This is a genomic window from Chloroflexota bacterium (assembly GCA_018825785.1).
Classification (GTDB): domain Bacteria; phylum Chloroflexota; class Dehalococcoidia; order JACVQG01; family JAHKAY01; genus JAHKAY01.
The window spans coordinates 18,328-34,386 of sequence record JAHKAY010000045.1; the positions used below are offsets into that span (position 1 = coordinate 18,328).

Genomic DNA, 16,059 nt, shown 5'->3' on the forward strand with positions numbered 1-16,059 from the left:
TTATACTCCTGTGGCCAGCACTTTTTCCAGTAGCTGGCGGACCACCGTGGGGTTGGCCCGGCCCCCGGTCTGGCGCATCACCTGCCCCAGGAGGAAGGCGATGGCCTGGGCCTTCCCCTTCTTATAGTCGGCCACGGCCTGGGGGTTGGCGGCCAGGACCTCCCGGACCATCCCCACCAGGCTAATCTCTTCGCTTATCTGGGCCAGGCCCTTCTCCTGCATCAAACGCGTGGGTTCCCTCAGCGTAAGAAACATATCTGTCAGGATTTCATAAGCTGCTGTGTTGGTGACGGCTCCCTGAGTCCACAACTCCGCGAGTTCTACAAGCCTTCTTGGCTTTACAGGGCTTTCCTGTATCCGCAAGCCTCGGTCCTTCAAGTGCCGGCTCATCTCCCCGAGGAGAAGGTTGGCCAACCTCTTGGCCAGAGAGGGGTTGATGCCAACGCCCTCCTCAAAGTAGTCGGCCATTGCCCTGGAGGCGGTGAGGAGGCCCGCATCATATGGGGAGAGGCCGTATTGGGCCATGAACCTCTCCCGGCGGGCCTCGGGCAGTTCGGGGAGCTTCCGCCTTATCTCCTCTATCCACTGGGGGGAGAAGACCAGGGGGGGGAGGTCGGGCTCCGGGAAGTAGCGGTAGTCGTGGGCGTATTCCTTGCTCCTCTGGAGGACGGTGATGCCCTTCTCATCCACCCAGCCCCGGGTCTCCTGGACGGGCTGCTGGCCCTGTTCCAGGAGCTGTTTCTGCCTTTTGGCCTCGTATTCCAGGGCGAGGTAAACGGCCCTGAAGCTGTTCATGTTCTTTATCTCTGCCTTGGGCAGGAGGGTGGGGGAGCCTCTGGGGCGGAGGCTGACATTGGCATCGCAGCGGAAGCTGCCCTCCTCCATGTTGCCGGTGGAGACACCCAGGTACTGGAGGATGGTCCTCAGCTTCATCAGATAGCCCCTGGCCTCCTCTGGGGAGCGCATGTCCGGCCGGCTGACGACCTCCATCAGGGGCACGCCGGAGCGGTTCACATCTACCAGGCTGAAGCCCTCCCCCAGGGGGGAGGTGCGGTGGATGAGCTTGGCGGTGTCCTCTTCCAGGTGCACCCTCTCGATGCCGATGCGCTTTCCTCCATCCAGGTCAAGCCAGCCGTTGATGCTGACGGGGGCATCGTACTGTGATATCTGGTAGCCCTTCACCAGGTCGGGGTAGGGGTAGTTCTTGCGGTCAAACTTGGTCTGGGGAGGGATGGTGCAGTTGAGGGCCAGGGCGGTCATCACGGTATATTCCACCGCCTGGCGGTTGATGCGGGGCAGGACTCCCGGCATCCCCAGGCAGACAGGGCACACATGGGTATTGGGTGGGGTGGAGGCATAATCGGCGGAGCAGGTGCAGAACATCTTGCTCCGGGTGAGGAGCTGGGCATGGACCTCCAGCCCGATGATTATCTCGTATTCCATGGCTATTGACCCCCCAGGAATCGGAGGTTCTTCATGGGGTTGACTCTTCCCCCCAGGCCCCCTCCCCGATGAGGGGGACAAAGCGGCAGAGGCCCAGGCTCTCTCTTGTCTCCTTCCCTTCCTTCCTGGTGAGCCTTATCAGCTCCTGCTCGAAGCGCGAGCCCACGGGGATGACCAGGCGGCCCCCTATCTCCAGCTGGTCCACCAGGGTGTGGGATATGAAGGGTGCCCCGGCGGTGACCAGGATGCCATCAAAGGGGGCCTCCTCGGGCCACCCGATGACCTTCCCCTCCAGATGGACATCAATATTGGTATATCCCAGCTCCTGAAGGAGCTGCTGGGCCCTGTCGGCCAGGGGCTTGAGGCGCTCCACTGTTATCACCTGGCGGCAGAGGCGGGACAGGATGGCCGCCTGGTAGCCGCTCCCCGTCCCTATTTCCAGCACCTTTTCCTCCCCCTTGAGCTCCAGGGCCGAGGTCATCATGGCGATGATGAAGGGCTGGGATATTGTCTGGCCCAGCCCGATGGGGAGAGGACGGTCCTCGTAGGCGCAGGGGCGGCTTTCAGGGGGGAGAAAGAGCTCCCGGGGCACCCCGGCCATGGCCTCCAGCACCCTCTCGTCCCTTATTTCCTTTCGGAGCTGGGTGATGAGGTAGGCCCGGGCCTCGACGAAATCCACGGTCAGCTCTCCTTGAAGGAGACTAGCGCCAGACAAGGTAGATGATGACCAGGACGGCAAAGAGGGCCGCCGCGATGAGCCCTATCTTCCTCAGTTCCCCCAGCACCGGGGGGCCTGGGGGTGGGGCGAGGGCAGGGGAAGGGGCGGCCCTGGCCGATGGGGCCTTGACCGGGGGGGCCTCCCTGGCGGGTGGGGGTGAGGAGGACCTGGTGGTGGGTTGGGCCCTTGCCCTGGACCGGGACCTCTGGTGGGACTTCTTGGGCATATTATCCCCCCTTGTATTTTCTTTCTATGGCCGAGACCAGGGCCACCGTGGGCACTTCTTCCTCGGAAAAGGCGGTGCTGAACCAGGCATCCAGAATCTCCCCGGCCACCGCCTCCGGGGTGAGGCGGAGGCTGAGGACCAGGACATTGGCGTGGTCCCACTTCCGTGCCCCCCGGGCGGTCTCGGCATCGGCGCAGAGGGCGGCCCGGATGCCGGGGACCTTGTTGGCGGCGATGCATACCCCCGTCCCCGTCCAGCAGAAGAGCACCCCCTCCTGGACTTTCCCGCTGGCCACCCTTTCCGCCACCCTCCGGGCTACCTCGGGCCAGAGGAGGGGCTCCCCGGCCAGGGGTCCAAAGAGCTCCACATCGTGCCCCCGGCGGCGGAGCTCCTCAACCACAAAGTCAGTCAGGTGGGTGCGCTCATCACTGCCCACGGCCAGTTTCATAGCTACTTTGCCCTGGGGTGGGATTTGTCATAGACCCGGTGGACCTGCTCCATGGTGAGGTGGGTGTAGACCTGGGTGGTGGAGATGTGGCGGTGGCCCAGGAGCTCCTGGACGGAGCGCAGGTCGGCGCCGCCGCTGAGCATGTGGGTGGCGAAGCTGTGGCGGAGCATGTGGGGGGTTACCTTCCCCAGTCCGGCCTTCCGGGCGTATCCCCTCAGAATCTGCCAGAAGCCCTGGCGAGTAAGGCGCTGGCCCCGCTGGTTGAGGAAGAGGGCCTTGTCCCCGGGGAGGGGCATGAGCTTGGGCCGGGCCTCTCTGCTGTATTCCTCCAGGATGCTACAGGCCTGTGGATGGATGGGGATGACCCTTTCCCTGGAGCCCTTTCCCAGGCAGCGCACATAGCCCTCCCGGGTGTCCACATCCCCCAAGTCCAGCGAGACCAGCTCGCTGACCCGCATCCCCGAGGCGTAGAGGAGCTCAAGCATGGCCTGGTCCCGCTTGGCCTCGGGCCCCTGGCCCTGGGACACCTCTTCCAGGAGCCGTCTCACCTCGGCGATGGAGATGGTCCGGGGCAGGGCGCGGCCCACCCGGGGGGAGGAGATGGCCTCTGCCGGGTTGTCCTTTCCCCTTCCCTCCTCTGTCAGGAACCGGAAGAAGGAACGGGCGGCGGCAATCTTCCGGGCGCGGGTGGCCTCGGAGTAGTCCCTTTCCCGCATCTCCAGGATATAGCGCTGGAGGTGTTCCCTCGCCACCCGTGACCAGGCCGGGGCCTCTTTCCCCTTCAGAAGTTCCTCCTCCATGAACTCGGCCATCTGGGCCAGGTCATTGCGGTAGGCGGAGAGGGTATTAGGGGAAAAGCCCTTCTCCACCTCCAGAAAGCGGAGGAAGGCCTCTATCTCCTGCTTCATACCAGCGCCATTTTAGCATATTGTCAACTGTCCGAGTATAAAAGAGAGGGCCACCAACAGGAGAAGATGCGCGGAGTTGCCTTTCGGGGGTAGCCGGGGGTCCTCCCCACCAATGTCCAGCGGGATAAAGAATCATGGTTTGACCCAGAGCAGCCTTGCTGATATAATATTAACGATAATAGGTGTTGGGACTATTGGCCAGGCGGAAGAAATAGGAGGAGGTGGTGTGAAAACCAGACGGCTATTCCTGTTCTCAATGATTCTTGTTTTGCTTTGGGGAGGGCTGGGCTGTGCACCCAGCCAGCCTACGGCTACCCCGGCTCCGCCAACACCGCAGCCGGCTTTTATGCCTCCGACGGCGGAAACTCCGAGGCCTGTGACACCGACGCCGGCTACCCCGGCTCCGGGCACAACAGCGTCTCTGATCAGCGAGATCGTGTATTTCGACCTCATAGCCCCTAACGCAACCATTATCTGGAAGACCAAGGTGCCAGTTATCGGCCGGATAGAGTATGGCCCGCACGGCGAGTATGTCTCTAGTACTCCTTGGAGCGAGAAGCTGAGCACCAGCGACGGTTTTACTCTCAGCGGGCTTGAAATAAACCAACCGTTATGGATTAGGGTGAGGGTGAAGGACGCTGCAGGAAACGAAGCCGTAAAAGAGGAGAGGATTTACGTTTGGCCATCCTACGTCTACGACACATATACCTTAAGGTTGTGGATGCCCGGCCTCATGCAGGAGAAAAGGTGAAGGCTAGCCCGCTCTCAGTATTCCGGGCTTTGACCGGCATCCCTCGCACCTGACCACCACCCGGGAGGCCAGCCCTCAACCCTTGACAGAGGGAGGGCATCTTGCTACGATGCCCTCGGATAACGATGCCCCCGGCCGTGGTCACAGACAGCATCGCCTGTCTGCCCCGAGAGGTGGTGGAAAGGTACGCTATCCGTATTGTCCCCGTGAATGTCCTCTTTGAGGGCCGGGTGTACCGTGACTGGGTGGACCTCACCCCCTCCCTGGCCTATGAGATGCTCAAGAAGAACCCCGACGGCTTTGCCACCTCCCCCCCTTCCCCCCGGGAGTTCCTGGAGGCCTTCCGGGAGGTGGGGCAGAGGTCCAGAGAAATCCTGTGCATTACCATCTCCTCCAGGCTGAGCACCCTCTACAACATGGCCGCAGTGGCCAGACAGATGTTGGAGAAGGAGCTTCCCGGGATAAAGATAGAGGTGGTGGACTCCCGGACGGCAGCAGGGGGGCACGGCCTCATCGCCTGGCTGGCGGCCCGGAGGGGGGAAAGGGGGGCAAGCCTTCCAGAAATGGCGAGGGTGGCAGAGGAGATGACGGAAAGGGTCCAGGTTTTTATCGCCCTGGAAACCCTTCGTCATGTCTACCGGACGGGGCGCATCCCCAAGGTAGCCTCTGACCTGGGTTCTCTCCTCCCGGTGAAGCCGATGCTCTCTATCCGGGAGGGCCTTGTCCACTTCCTCGGCGTGGCCAGGACAAAGGAAAAGGCCCTGAGGCGTTTTCTGGAGCTGATGGAGGAAAGGGTGGGCCGGGGACCGGTCTGGGCTATCATCAGCCACGCGGCCTGCCCGGAGGAAGCAGAAAGGTTCAGGGAGATGGTTGTCTCCCGTTTCCATAGCGTTGAGGCCCATGTCTCTGTGTTCAGTCCCGTCATGGGCTATGCCACCGGACCGGGAACCCTGGCCCTGGCCTTCTACAGTGAAGGTGCCTGAGAGGACTCTCCGGCACCCTCTCCCGCCTCCCCCCTTGATAGAGCCCCCCCTCTGGCCTAAAATACGGCTGTGAAGCGGGAGGAGGTGGCGTGAAAGAGCACCGAGGTGACAGGGGGCCTTTTCCCCTCTGGGGCCTCATTCTGGTGGCCCTGGGGGTGATATTCCTGCTCCAGAACCTGGGGGTCCTGGGCTGGGGAGTGTGGGGGACCCTCTGGCGCTTCTGGCCGGTAGTCCTTCTCCTCATCGGCCTTAACATTATCCTGAGGGGGCAGAGCCCCTGGCTCATGCTGGGCATCACGGTTGTTGTCTTGATAGGGGTCATCGCTGCCGCCGCGCTCGTGGAGCGCTCCCGGCCGCCGGCGGTAGCCGCCTCTTTTTCCCAGCCCCTCCAGGGCATCACGGGGGCTTCTGCGGAGATTAGCTTCGGCGCCGGGGAGCTCCTCATAGCCAGTCTGCCCCCCGGCTCGGCCAGCCTGGTGGAGGGGATGAGCTACCCGGAGGTGGAACAGGACTTCCGGCTCCAGGGTAGCAAGGGGGTGCTCAATCTAAGTGTCCCCGGCAGGGGCTTCTGGACGTTTGGAGAAAGGGGGCTTCAGTTGGCGGCCTCTTTCAACCCGGCGGTCCCCCTGGAGCTGGTGGTGAAGACGGGGGCCAGCGATGCCCAGCTGGACCTGACGAACCTCCAGGTCAGGCGGCTGGAGGTGGATGTGGGTGCCAGCCGGCTCAGCCTCCTCCTTCCGGCCAAGGCCGGCACTACCGAGGCGGAGGTCAAGGCAGGGGCTGCCCAGGTGAGCATCTCTATCCCCCAGGGAGTGGCCGCCCGCATCAAGTCCGAGACGGGCCTTGGCTCTTTCAATGTGGATACCTCACGCTTCCCCAAAGTGGGCGATATTTACGAGTCACCCGGCTACGCCACGGCGCCCAACCGGGTTGACCTGACGGTGAAAAGCGGCGTCGCCAGCATAGATATCAGATAAAGGAGGGGCCATGATAGGTCTATTGGTCGTCGCCGGGATAATCCTTCTCATCCTCCTCTTCATCTGGGCCCTGTACAACGGCCTGGTCCGCTCCCGGCTGAAGGTGAGCGAGGCCTGGTCGGGGATAGATGTCCAGCTGAAGCGGCGGTCCAGCCTCATCCCCAATTTGGTGGAAACGGTGAAGGGCTATGCCGCCCACGAGCGGGAGGTCTTTGAAAAGGTGACCCAGGCCCGCTCCGCCCTGATGGGGGCGCATGGGGCCGCCGAGGCGGCCCAGGCCAACAACCAGCTTACCAGCGCCCTCAAGACCCTCTTTGCCGTTGCCGAGGCCTACCCGCAACTGCGGGCGACGGAGAACTTCCAGAAGCTCCAGTCGGAGCTGTCGGATATTGAGGCCAAGATAGCCTATGCCCGCCAGTTCTACAACAGCAATGTCATGGACTTCAACACCAAGATCCGGCTCTTCCCCAACGTCCTCCTGGCCGGCCCCCTGGGCTTCCGGGAGGCCTCCTTCTTTGCGGCCACCGAGGAAGAGAAGGGGGACATAAAGGTCAGCTTCGCCCGCTAGGTAGCTCCCGTGAAAAACGGCGTTCCCCGGGGGTAGCGGTTGGCTATATACCGGCATATTGAGGAGAACCGGCGGGCCACCTGGCTCTGGATGTTCTTTTTTGTCCTGCTGGTGGCGGCGATGGTAGAGGTCATAGCCCTGGCCCTGGGCCTGGGCACCGGCCCCGCCGTCGCCACCCTGATAGTCGCCTCTATTTTTGTCCTCATCAGCTACCGCTTCTCCGACCGCGTGGTGCTGGGCATGTCAGGGGCGCGGGAGGTAGCCCACGACAAGGACCCCGACCTCTATCACCTGGTGGAGAACCTGTGTATCGGGGCGGGGATGCCGGTGCCGCGGATATACATCATTGACGATACCGCCCCCAACGCCTTTGCCACCGGCCGGGACCCCAGGCATGCCTACATCGTGGTGACTAAAGGGCTCCTCCAGAAGCTGGACAAGCTTGAGCTGGAGGGGGTGCTGGCCCACGAGCTCTCCCATATCCGCAACTATGATATCCGCCTGATGACCCTGGTGGTGATGCTGGTGGGGCTGGTGGCCCTCCTGGCCGACCTATTCCTGCGCTGGACGTGGTTCGGGGCCGGGCACAGGCGCGGAAACAGGGGGAAGGGGGAAGGGGCGGGCGGGGCCATCATCCTGGTGGTGGCCCTTGTGATGGCCATCCTGGCCCCCATCGCCGCTCAGCTAATCCGTCTTGCCATCTCCCGGAAGAGGGAGTACCTGGCCGATGCCTCGGGGGCCCTGCTCACCCGATACCCGGAGGGCCTGGCCAGGGCCCTGGAGAAGATCTCTCAGGACAAGGAGCCCCTGGAGGCGGCCAACAAGGCCACCGCCCACCTCTATATCATCAACCCCCTCAAGAACCATGCCAGCTCGCTCAACAACCTCTTCTCCACCCATCCCCCCATACAGGAGCGCATCAAGGCCCTGAGGTCAATGTAGAGCCCCGCCGGGGCCGCCGGCCGAAGAGGAAGACCCCCAGGGCCACCAGGGTGGTCAGTGCGGCCAGTTGGTACATGGCGGGGAAGCCCGCCCCCTGGGCCACAAAGCCCCAGAGGAAGGCCCCTCCCCCGATGCCCAGGTCCATGGCCATGGAGAAGGTCCCCATGGCCGCCCCCCGCCGGGAGGGCTCCACCCGGTCTATGGTCAGGGCCAGCAGGGAGGGCTGGACCAGGGCGAAGGACAGCCCATAGAGGAGGGCCGCCAGGAGAAAAAGCCCCAGGGAGCCTGCCGCCGAGAGGAGGCCGAGGCCCAGGGCGGCCACCAGGAGGCCAGGCACAATGGTGGATGCCCGGCCCTTTCTGTCCGACAGCCTACCCGCCGGGCCCCGGGCCAGGATGAGGACCAGGGCAAAGACGGTGAAGAAGAGCCCGGGGTTTTCTATCCCTTTCTTGCCGGCATAGAGGGGGAAGAAGGACACGATGGAGCCATAGCTGAGGGCGGAGAGGCAAAGGACCAGGGAGGGGAAAAGGGCCGACCTCTCCAGGATGGCCCCCCGGGAGGGGTTTCTCTGCCGGTGGGGCTCGGAGATAAACCCGGCCAGGACTACCCCCACCATCGCCATAGCCGCTGAGGAGAGGAAGAGGACGGGGAAGCTGGAGGCCCGGAGGAGGAAGACCCCCGCCGCAGGCCCTAGGGCCATGGCCAGGTTCATGGACATGCCGTAGTAGCCCATCCCCTCCCCCCGGCGGGGTGGGGGCAGTAGGTCTGCCACCAGCACCATGACCGCGGTGCCAAAGCTGGCCCAGCCCGCCCCGTGGAGGACGCGGACCAGGAGGAGGGGGAGGACCCCCTGCGCCAGGTTGTAGGAAAGGGAGGAAAGGAAGAGAAGAAGGGACCCCCCCAGGATGAGAAGCCTCCTGCTCCAGATATCGGCGGCCCTGCCCACCAGGGGGCGGAGGGCAAGGGCGGTGGTGGCAAAGACCCCGATGATTAGCCCCACCTCCGACTCGCTGCCACCAATCTGGACAATGTAGAGGGGCAGGGTAGCCAGCAAGAAATAGAAGCCGGCAAAGGCGCTGAAGCTCACCAGCCAGGCCAGGACAAAGTTGCGGGTCAGTATGGACGGCGGTGGCGGGCCGGAATCTACTAGCTCTGGGTGCTTCTCTCCCCTCACTTCTTCAGGCAAATATACCCCACCCCGTCCTCTTTGACAATTCATTTCCCTTCCTCTAATATTGTTGAGCGAAAAACTAAACAAACGCTGGAGGCAACAGTGGAGTTCAGCGAGGAGCAGGTAGAAAGATATAGCCGGCAGATTGTGCTGCCCCTGGTAGGTGGGAGGGGGCAAAAGAAGCTGCGGCAGGCGAAGGTGCTGCTCATCGGGGCGGGGGGGCTGGGTTCCCCGGCGGGGCTCTATCTGGCGGCAGCGGGGGTGGGTCGGCTGGGGCTGGTGGACAGCGACGTGGTGGACCTCTCCAACCTCCAGCGCCAGATTTTCCACCGCACCCGGGACAGGGGCCGGCCCAAGACCGCCTCGGCCGCCGATACCATCGGGGCCCTTAACCCCGATGTGGAGGTGGTCCAGCACCCCCTCCGCCTCACTTCTGAGAACATTATGGGGGTCATTGCTGGCTATGAAATGGTGCTGGACGGGAGCGATAATTTTGCCACCCGTTACCTGGTGAACGATGCCTGCGTCCTGGCCGGAAAGACCAATATCCACGGCAGCCTGTTCCAGTTTGAGGGCCAGGTTACGGTCTTTTTGCCCGGAAAGGGCTGTTACCGATGTCTGTACCCCACCCCACCACCCCCCGGCAGCGTCCCCTCCTGCCAGGAGGCGGGGGTGATGGGGGTGGTGGCGGGGGTTATCGGCCTCCTCCAGGCCACCGAGGCGTTGAAGCTTATCCTGGGCATCGGCCGGCCCCTGGCGGGCTCTCTCCTGGCCTACGATGCCCTCCAGGCGGAGTTCACCCGGTTAAGGTTCCAGCGCAACCCCGCCTGCCCCGTGTGCGGGGACCATCCAACTATCACCCACCTCATAGACTATGAGGAGTTCTGCGGGGTGCGGGCCGTGGGCCGGTAAGGGGTAAGGCTGTGGAGGTAGAGGAGCTCCTCTCTCAGCTCATCCGCATCCCCTCGGTGAACCCGCCGGGGAACGAGACCCCTGTGGCCCGCTACCTTCAACAGCTCTTCTCCCGGGCGGGCATCCCCGGGGAGGTGGTGGAAAGTGGGGAGGGGAGGGGCAGCTTTATTTGCCAGATAGGGGAGGGGCCACGGAGCCTTCTCTTCCTCTCCCATACCGATGTGGTGCCCGTCGGGGAGGGGTGGGACTTTGACCCCTTCTCCGGCGAGATAAGAGACGGGATGGTCCTGGGGAGGGGTGCCCTGGACTGCAAGGGCCTGACGGCGGCCCAGGCCTGGGCCACCCTCCAGCTCTCCCGAAAGGGGCTCCACGGCCGCCTCATCTTCGCAGCCACCGCCGATGAGGAGGCAGGGGGGAAGTGGGGCATCAGCTACCTGATGGAGAACTGCCCCGAGAAGCTGAGGGCTGACTTCGCTATCAATGAGGGGGCGGAGCAGCCGGTAAGGCTCAACGGGAACCTCGTCTACTTCGTCCAGGTGGGGGAGAAGGGGGCTGCCTGGATAAGGCTGCGCTCCAGGGGGGTCTCCTGTCATGGCTCGGTTCCCACCCTGGGGGAGAATGCGGTGGTCCGCATGGCCGGGGCCGTTTCCACCCTGGGGGAGTACCGGGCCCCCGTCCGGCTCATCCCGCAGGTCCGTCAGCTCCTCCAGGCCCTGGCCCGGGCAAGGGGGCTCAAAGGCCGGCTCACCGCCGGGGGTCTGGACAGCTTCCTTGACGGCTTTGAGGATAAGGCCTTCCGTGAATACCTGCGGGCCATCATCCGGCTCACCGTCTCCCCCAATGCCATCCAGGGGGGGACCAAGACCAACATCGTCCCTGACCGGTGCGAGGCGGATGTGGACATCCGGGTCCTCCCCGGCCAGGACCTGGAATTTGTGAAACGGGAACTCCGCCGGCTTATAGGGGAGGACATAGAGATAGAGGTACCCCACTACCAGCCCCCTTCCTTTTCCGGGACAGGCTTGCCCCCTTATCGGCTCATAGCCCAGACCATCGGGGGGGTGGTGGGCGAGGGCCAGGTCCTGCCCTGTATCTCCTCGGGGGGCACCGATTCCCGCTTTCTCCGGGAGGTGGGGGTCCCCAGCTACGGCATCGCCGTCATGGCCCCCGACCAGGACCCCCGGCTGCGGGAGACCGTCCACGGCAGGAACGAGCGGATAGATGTGAGAAGCCTGAGGCTTGAGGCCCAGTTCCTGCTCCGCTTGGCGCAGGCCTACCTGGGCTGAATCCCGGCTCCGGCTTTGCCCCTTGAATCCGTGGGGAGTTGAGGAGCTTGCCCTGTTTTTCCAGGGGGTATAGAATAATAGGCGTCGGGGAGTAGCGCAGCCCGGTAGCGCACCTGAATGGGGTTCAGGTGGTCGGCGGTTCAAATCCGCCCTCCCCGACCATAGATAGGGAAAACGGAGGGTCGACCACCTAAACAGACCCCGAGGCAGATAGGGGACAAGTTCGGTGGTGACCACCTAAATAGATTTGGCCGGCCTCCCCGAAAAGAATATGGCTGCTGTGGCGACAGACGTTAGTCTGGGTAGGGTAGTGGATGGTTTTGTCCTGACCTTGCGAAGCGAAGGCAAGTCCCCCAAGACCGTAGAGTTCCACGGAGGCAATCTGCGCCGCCTTGCTTGGTATGCTGGCCAGATGGGGTGGCCCGAGGACATTCGACAGATAGACCAGTGGCGAGTAAAGGAATTCCTCGTTTACGTGGCCGAGAGCCGAGACCGTTGGGGGCTTCGGGGCAACGGCGCTGAGAGCTCTCGTCCCCGAGCAAGCTACAATACGACATGGCACTACTACGTGACCCTGCGGGTCTTCTTCGGCTGGGCGGTCAGAGAAGGGTTCTTGGAGAAGTCCCCTGTGGACGGCGTGAAGTTAAAGCGGCCTAGCCCGCCAGTGGTAGAGCCATACACGCCAGAGCAAATCCAGGGCCTGCTCAAGGTGTGCGACTGGGACTTCGAGCATAACGCCCGTTTCCTCGCGTCCAGAAACAGAGCTATCGTCCTGACATTACTTGACACTGGACTCCGGTTGGGAGAGTTGGTGGGCATCCGGCTACAAGACATTGACCGGGATCGAGGCTTGATAGCGGTGGTGGGCAAGGGCCGGAAGGAGAGAGTGGTGAGAGTAGGGCAGGTGTGTCAGAAAGCGCTCTGGCGCTACCTCATACAGCGGGGGCAGGCTTCTTCGTCCTCGCTCTGGCTCACCGAAGAGAGACGTCCCCTTGCCGCCAGAGCGGTGCAGGACATGGTAAGGCGCCTACGCAAACGGGCGGGATTGGGCAACGTCGAGGGCTTGGTCCACAAGTTCCGACATACTTTCGCGCTGCAGTTCTTGAGAGCGGACCGAAACACTTTCAATCTCCAGTACCTTCTTGGTCATTCCACATTGGAGATGACCAGGCGCTACGTGCAGACCCTGGGCATGCAAGATGCACTGGAAGCCCACGTCAATGCCAGCCCTGTTGACGCCCTGGGGTTAAAGGGATGAAGACAGAGCATTCTTGCCCGGAGTGCCTTGATGGAGATATCGGACTGGAAAGCGTCTGCGCCACTTGCGGAAGGAAGCCCGGGGACCCTCCTTTCCCCGACCTTGTCCGAGCCAAGCTAGCGTCCAGGGAATGGCAGGCCAAGCTTTCCGACGCGCGGCAGCGGGTGGGTCTCCCAACGGAAGGGCTGCCGGCAGAGGCTGCGCCCGCATATTTGCTTCTGGCGTACAAGGGGTTCTCCAACTTGTGGATTGGCGCAATCACGGGAAAGACCATAGGCGACATGAGCCTCCTCCGGGTCCCAGGATGGCTGATGTTCGTCCGGATGACAGCGGCAAGGTTGGCGACTGAGCTGCGCATTACGGAATGCGATGATATCCTGCCTCATCTCGTTTCGCCGCAACGTTGGTCCCTGGGGATGATTCACCCATGTCAGGGCGAAACAGCGCAGGAAAAGGAGTTCGACCGCCAGCTATGTATGCTCCTGGGGCTCCCCCCGAAGCTGCTACATGAGGGCATGCGGGCATCCCTTGGCACGCTCCTAAAGCACGAGGCCAGCTGGGCCGAACTTCAGGAGGTACTTGGCGTTCTCTTCCCCTCGATGGGAAAGATGAAGCCCAACACCTTCAAGCGTACCATCGACCGGGCCATGAAGAAGAAAGCCAGCAGACAGCCTCACTACCGCGCCCTCAGGGACTTGTGGACACGAATCGAGGGACTGACTGAGACGGCTGAACCTGATGATTAGCCAATAGTACTCCACCCGCCGGGCAGAAATTGAGCAGACGACCTCGTCTGCTCAATTCGTTTTTGTAGGACAATCGACCCCCGTTTTGTCCCATTAGGCGAGCCATCCTCGTTTCCTAAGATTCGATGTGTGGGGAGCGAGGGGCACATGTCCGTACAAGAGGCAGGCCGCCAAGGAGGGCTTCGCTGCCTACTACGGCATGGGCATGCCTTCATGGCAGACATAGGGAGAAAGGGCCAGAAGGTCATGCGGTCGAAGCACCCCTCTATGGCCGCCCAATGGGGCCGTATGGGCGGGCGGCCCAGGAAGCCGGACTTGGCTGGGGCGGGGGAATGCAGAAAGAAGGAGGTCGGCGGGGAGGCCGGCCACCCACCCCCTCCCCAGCCGCCAGAATAGGTATCGTGGCACAATGCGACAACGGCCAGTCTCCACAAGGCGCCAAGGAAGGCCGCGACAGATGCCGCAAGAAGGTTAGAGGCGTCGGGGGTGGAGTGAGCGCAAGAGCCTATCTGGAGCCCCACGAGGTGAAGTCTCTGGAGGATGCGGCCACCAACCTCCGGGACCGCCTGCTGGTCAGGCTGCTGTTCTACCAGGGATGTCGAGTCTCCGAAGCTCTGGGTATCGCGGTAGACGATGTTAACCTGGCCGGCGGCACAGTCACCATCCAGCATCTGAAGACACGTATGAGGCTCTCGTGTCCTCAGTGCGAAACGAGGCTTGGCATGAGCCACAGCTTCTGCCCCAAATGCGGGTCAAAGGTGGAGAAGATGGTCGCTGAGGAGTGGGAGCACCGCCGGGTGAGGACCCTGCCCGTAGACGCACAAACCTCGGACATGCTGGGGGACTACATCCAGCGAGGCGGCCCCGTCATGAAGGGTGAAAGGCAACTCCTCTTCGGCATCGGCCGTGGCCAGGTATGGCGCGTGGTCTCGGAGTGCGCCCGCCGGGCGGGGCTGGGCGACCTCCTCAACCCCGAGACCGGGAGGAGGAGAGGAGTGAGTCCCCATCGGTTGCGAGATGCCTTCGCCGTACATGCCATGAAGCTTGACGACTCGGGGGACGGTCTCAGGCTTCTACAAGAACACCTGGGTCACGTCAGCTTCAACACGACTGCCAGGTACAGGAAGGTAGCAGGCGAGGAGCACAGGGAGTGGTATGACAAGCTGTGGGACAAGCAGGCTCATGAAAACCCCGCGGTCAATAAGAGGAAACGGCCGTGGTCCTGCCCCTGAAGCCGGCCATGGGCGGCTTCCTGCGGGCTGTCGGCTGCGGCAAGTTCATCCGTGAGTTCCTTATGGGCCACAGTCCAGAGGGCTCGCCAGCGATAGACCCTGCCGTTGGCGCCCCCCAGGCGGAGATCTTCTACCACTACAAGATGGCCCTTATCAAGGCTACCGCCCTGGACAGGACCACCAGGAGAGAAGAGCAGCTGGCGCGCCGCGAGAACCGCGCTATAAGCCCAGACAATATCGAGAGGCTGACGGAAAGATACGTGGCCCGGTCTCCCTACAAGGCGAGCGGTGGCCGGTATCATAGCTTTGTCGTCTACTTCTCCACCCTGCGGAGGCTGGGCTGGGTGGAGCCCACCGGCGAGGAGGAGCCCTCCCAGCCCCGGGACTACCACCCCAACTTTGAGCCCCGGACCTACTACCGCCTCACCGCCGAGGGGATGAGGGCGATGGTCCCGATAGTCTTCGACCCCATCCTCCTGCTCTACCCTGACTACACCAGAGAGAAGCGCCACGGCCCCAGGCGGCCCTACTTCCGCCGGCGCTAGGCCCTGCCCGGTCGCCTCAGCTCGGTTCCAAACTGCTTTCGCTGGGGCCACCTACGTGCTAAGATAGAGCCGATGCGCGGGCAGTTTGACAGTATTGTGGCCAAGATGCCTAAGCTACTCAGTCAGCTCCTAGACACAACTCCGCTGAGCAGAGACCGTCTACAGAGAATCCCGGAGCGCGGAGTCTATGTGCTATACGAGGACGATACCCCAATCTATGTTGGGCGATCCAACCGACTTAGACAGCGCCTTCTTGAACATAGCAGACCAAGCTCACTCCACAATTCCGCTCCTTTCGCTTTCAACCTGGCAAAGGAGGAAGCCGGCAAACGAGGAATTGACCTCCAAGGTAAACAAAGAAGTCAGATGGCCAATGATCCTCGCTTCGTCGAGTTGTTCAAGGAGGCAAAGCAGCGCGTTGCCGCAATGAAAGTCCGCAGCATCGAGATTACTCACCCAATTGAACAGACCCTGTTTGAGGTGTATGCAGCCCTTGCACTGCAAACGCCCTACAACGACTTCGACACCCACTAACAGCGAGTTTCAACGCCGCCTCTTCGAGCAAGGAACAACTCCTCCCTAGGCTTTGATGGCTCTTCCACCCAGCTCCCGGGGCCGCTCCTTGCCGTGACCATGCCTGAATTCTCTGGGGCTTTTTCCTGGGCTCTATGCTGAAGAAGTGAAATAGCTAATTCCCTTTCTTAAACTTTCCTTCCTTTTGTTCCACAATGAAGCTGTAGCTTTGACAGTTACACCTTAACAACTGAATAGGGCAAGGGGATAGGGCGAGGGGATATGCCCCTGAACCCTATCAGGGGAGATGGCACTCCCCGCCCATAGGCCAGCAAGCCCTTAAAGCAAGGGCTGAACGAATGACCCCGCCGATGTATGGCCGATAGCTGACCCCCTGGGGCATATAGCAGTTGAACGGGGGCCGTAGCAAGC

At 62.5% G+C, this 16,059-nt stretch carries 18 protein-coding genes and 1 tRNA gene; 13 read left to right on the plus strand and 6 right to left on the minus strand.

Going from position 1 to position 16,059, the window contains the following annotated elements:
* From gatB to xerD, 5 genes are read right to left on the minus strand one after another with little or no spacing between them, the layout of a single operon-like run.
* Window positions 1-1,443, minus strand: coding sequence for an Asp-tRNA(Asn)/Glu-tRNA(Gln) amidotransferase subunit GatB (gene gatB, locus KJ624_06550; protein MBU2009475.1), 1,443 nt, complete (start codon window positions 1,441-1,443; stop codon window positions 1-3).
* Between the two features lie 31 nt (window positions 1,444-1,474).
* Window positions 1,475-2,128 (minus strand): protein-L-isoaspartate(D-aspartate) O-methyltransferase, encoded by a 654-nt coding sequence (locus tag KJ624_06555; GenBank protein ID MBU2009476.1) that lies wholly within the window; start codon window positions 2,126-2,128, stop codon window positions 1,475-1,477.
* A gap of 16 nt (window positions 2,129-2,144) precedes the next feature.
* Window positions 2,145-2,387 carry a hypothetical protein gene (locus tag KJ624_06560; GenBank protein ID MBU2009477.1) on the minus strand — a complete coding sequence of 81 codons (243 nt, stop codon included), beginning with the start codon at window positions 2,385-2,387 and terminating at the stop codon, window positions 2,145-2,147.
* A gap of 1 nt (window position 2,388) precedes the next feature.
* A complete protein-coding gene (locus KJ624_06565) occupies window positions 2,389-2,835 on the minus strand; it encodes an RpiB/LacA/LacB family sugar-phosphate isomerase (protein ID MBU2009478.1) in 447 nt (148 codons plus the stop codon).
* 2 nt (window positions 2,836-2,837) lie between these two features.
* Window positions 2,838-3,743, minus strand: a complete 906-nt coding sequence (gene xerD, locus KJ624_06570; protein ID MBU2009479.1) for a site-specific tyrosine recombinase XerD — start codon at window positions 3,741-3,743, stop codon at window positions 2,838-2,840.
* Window positions 3,744-3,882: 139 nt separating this feature from the next.
* On the opposite strand from xerD, the gene KJ624_06575 reads away from it, so the two are divergent.
* The 5 genes from KJ624_06575 to htpX all read left to right on the plus strand — a co-directional run bounded on the left by KJ624_06575 (window position 3,883) and on the right by htpX (window position 7,964).
* Window positions 3,883-4,494 (plus strand): hypothetical protein, encoded by a 612-nt coding sequence (locus KJ624_06575; GenBank protein MBU2009480.1) that lies wholly within the window; start codon window positions 3,883-3,885, stop codon window positions 4,492-4,494.
* A gap of 125 nt (window positions 4,495-4,619) precedes the next feature.
* On the plus strand, window positions 4,620-5,477 hold the full coding sequence (locus KJ624_06580; GenBank protein MBU2009481.1) for a DegV family protein: 858 nt from the start codon (window positions 4,620-4,622) through the stop codon (window positions 5,475-5,477).
* A gap of 89 nt (window positions 5,478-5,566) precedes the next feature.
* Window positions 5,567-6,454 (plus strand): cell wall-active antibiotics response protein, encoded by an 888-nt coding sequence (locus KJ624_06585; GenBank protein MBU2009482.1) that lies wholly within the window; start codon window positions 5,567-5,569, stop codon window positions 6,452-6,454.
* A 10-nt stretch (window positions 6,455-6,464) separates the two neighbouring features.
* Window positions 6,465-7,022, plus strand: coding sequence for a LemA family protein (locus KJ624_06590; GenBank protein MBU2009483.1), 558 nt, complete (start codon window positions 6,465-6,467; stop codon window positions 7,020-7,022).
* A 45-nt stretch (window positions 7,023-7,067) separates the two neighbouring features.
* Window positions 7,068-7,964: a zinc metalloprotease HtpX gene (htpX, locus tag KJ624_06595; GenBank protein ID MBU2009484.1), complete on the plus strand. Its 897-nt coding sequence runs from the start codon at window positions 7,068-7,070 to the stop codon at window positions 7,962-7,964.
* On the opposite strand, the gene KJ624_06600 is transcribed toward htpX, so the two are convergent.
* The gene (locus KJ624_06600) at window positions 7,942-9,150 is read right to left on the minus strand and encodes an MFS transporter (GenBank protein MBU2009485.1); all 1,209 of its coding nucleotides are present in this window, start codon (window positions 9,148-9,150) and stop codon (window positions 7,942-7,944) included. The genes htpX and KJ624_06600 overlap by 23 nt on opposite strands.
* An 87-nt stretch (window positions 9,151-9,237) precedes the next feature.
* Here KJ624_06600 and moeB point away from each other — a divergent pair, with 87 nt between their 5' ends.
* The 8 genes from moeB to KJ624_06640 all read left to right on the plus strand — a co-directional run bounded on the left by moeB (window position 9,238) and on the right by KJ624_06640 (window position 15,648).
* Window positions 9,238-10,047 carry a molybdopterin-synthase adenylyltransferase MoeB gene (gene moeB, locus KJ624_06605; protein ID MBU2009486.1) on the plus strand — a complete coding sequence of 270 codons (810 nt, stop codon included), beginning with the start codon at window positions 9,238-9,240 and terminating at the stop codon, window positions 10,045-10,047.
* Window positions 10,048-10,058: 11 nt separating this feature from the next.
* Window positions 10,059-11,333 (plus strand): M20/M25/M40 family metallo-hydrolase, encoded by a 1,275-nt coding sequence (locus KJ624_06610; GenBank protein MBU2009487.1) that lies wholly within the window; start codon window positions 10,059-10,061, stop codon window positions 11,331-11,333.
* A gap of 85 nt (window positions 11,334-11,418) precedes the next feature.
* Window positions 11,419-11,495: transfer RNA gene (locus KJ624_06615), tRNA-Pro, on the plus strand.
* A 118-nt stretch (window positions 11,496-11,613) separates the two neighbouring features.
* The gene (locus tag KJ624_06620) at window positions 11,614-12,591 is read left to right on the plus strand and encodes a tyrosine-type recombinase/integrase (protein ID MBU2009488.1); all 978 of its coding nucleotides are present in this window, start codon (window positions 11,614-11,616) and stop codon (window positions 12,589-12,591) included.
* Window positions 12,588-13,337: a hypothetical protein gene (locus tag KJ624_06625; GenBank protein MBU2009489.1), complete on the plus strand. Its 750-nt coding sequence runs from the start codon at window positions 12,588-12,590 to the stop codon at window positions 13,335-13,337. The genes KJ624_06620 and KJ624_06625 overlap by 4 nt, the downstream gene beginning before the upstream one ends.
* Window positions 13,338-13,669: 332 nt before the next feature.
* Window positions 13,670-14,569: a tyrosine-type recombinase/integrase gene (locus tag KJ624_06630; protein MBU2009490.1), complete on the plus strand. Its 900-nt coding sequence runs from the start codon at window positions 13,670-13,672 to the stop codon at window positions 14,567-14,569.
* Window positions 14,554-15,114 (plus strand): hypothetical protein, encoded by a 561-nt coding sequence (locus KJ624_06635; GenBank protein ID MBU2009491.1) that lies wholly within the window; start codon window positions 14,554-14,556, stop codon window positions 15,112-15,114. Before KJ624_06630 ends, KJ624_06635 begins: the two co-directional genes overlap by 16 nt.
* Before the next feature lie 72 nt (window positions 15,115-15,186).
* The gene (locus KJ624_06640; protein MBU2009492.1) at window positions 15,187-15,648 is read left to right on the plus strand and encodes a hypothetical protein; all 462 of its coding nucleotides are present in this window, start codon (window positions 15,187-15,189) and stop codon (window positions 15,646-15,648) included.
* Window positions 15,649-16,059 lie beyond the last annotated feature (411 nt).

Coding starts and splice junctions, on each gene's coding strand:
- KJ624_06560 (MBU2009477.1), bottom strand. CDS start 2,387: ATGCCCAAGAAGTCCCACCAGAGGTCCCGGTCCAGGGCAAGGGCCCAA.
- gatB (MBU2009475.1), bottom strand. CDS start 1,443: ATGGAATACGAGATAATCATCGGGCTGGAGGTCCATGCCCAGCTCCTC.
- KJ624_06630 (MBU2009490.1), top strand. CDS start 13,670: ATGCAGAAAGAAGGAGGTCGGCGGGGAGGCCGGCCACCCACCCCCTCC.
- KJ624_06640 (MBU2009492.1), top strand. CDS start 15,187: ATGCGCGGGCAGTTTGACAGTATTGTGGCCAAGATGCCTAAGCTACTC.
- xerD (MBU2009479.1), bottom strand. CDS start 3,743: ATGAAGCAGGAGATAGAGGCCTTCCTCCGCTTTCTGGAGGTGGAGAAG.
- KJ624_06590 (MBU2009483.1), top strand. CDS start 6,465: ATGATAGGTCTATTGGTCGTCGCCGGGATAATCCTTCTCATCCTCCTC.
- KJ624_06625 (MBU2009489.1), top strand. CDS start 12,588: ATGAAGACAGAGCATTCTTGCCCGGAGTGCCTTGATGGAGATATCGGA.
- KJ624_06580 (MBU2009481.1), top strand. CDS start 4,620: ATGCCCCCGGCCGTGGTCACAGACAGCATCGCCTGTCTGCCCCGAGAG.
- KJ624_06565 (MBU2009478.1), bottom strand. CDS start 2,835: ATGAAACTGGCCGTGGGCAGTGATGAGCGCACCCACCTGACTGACTTT.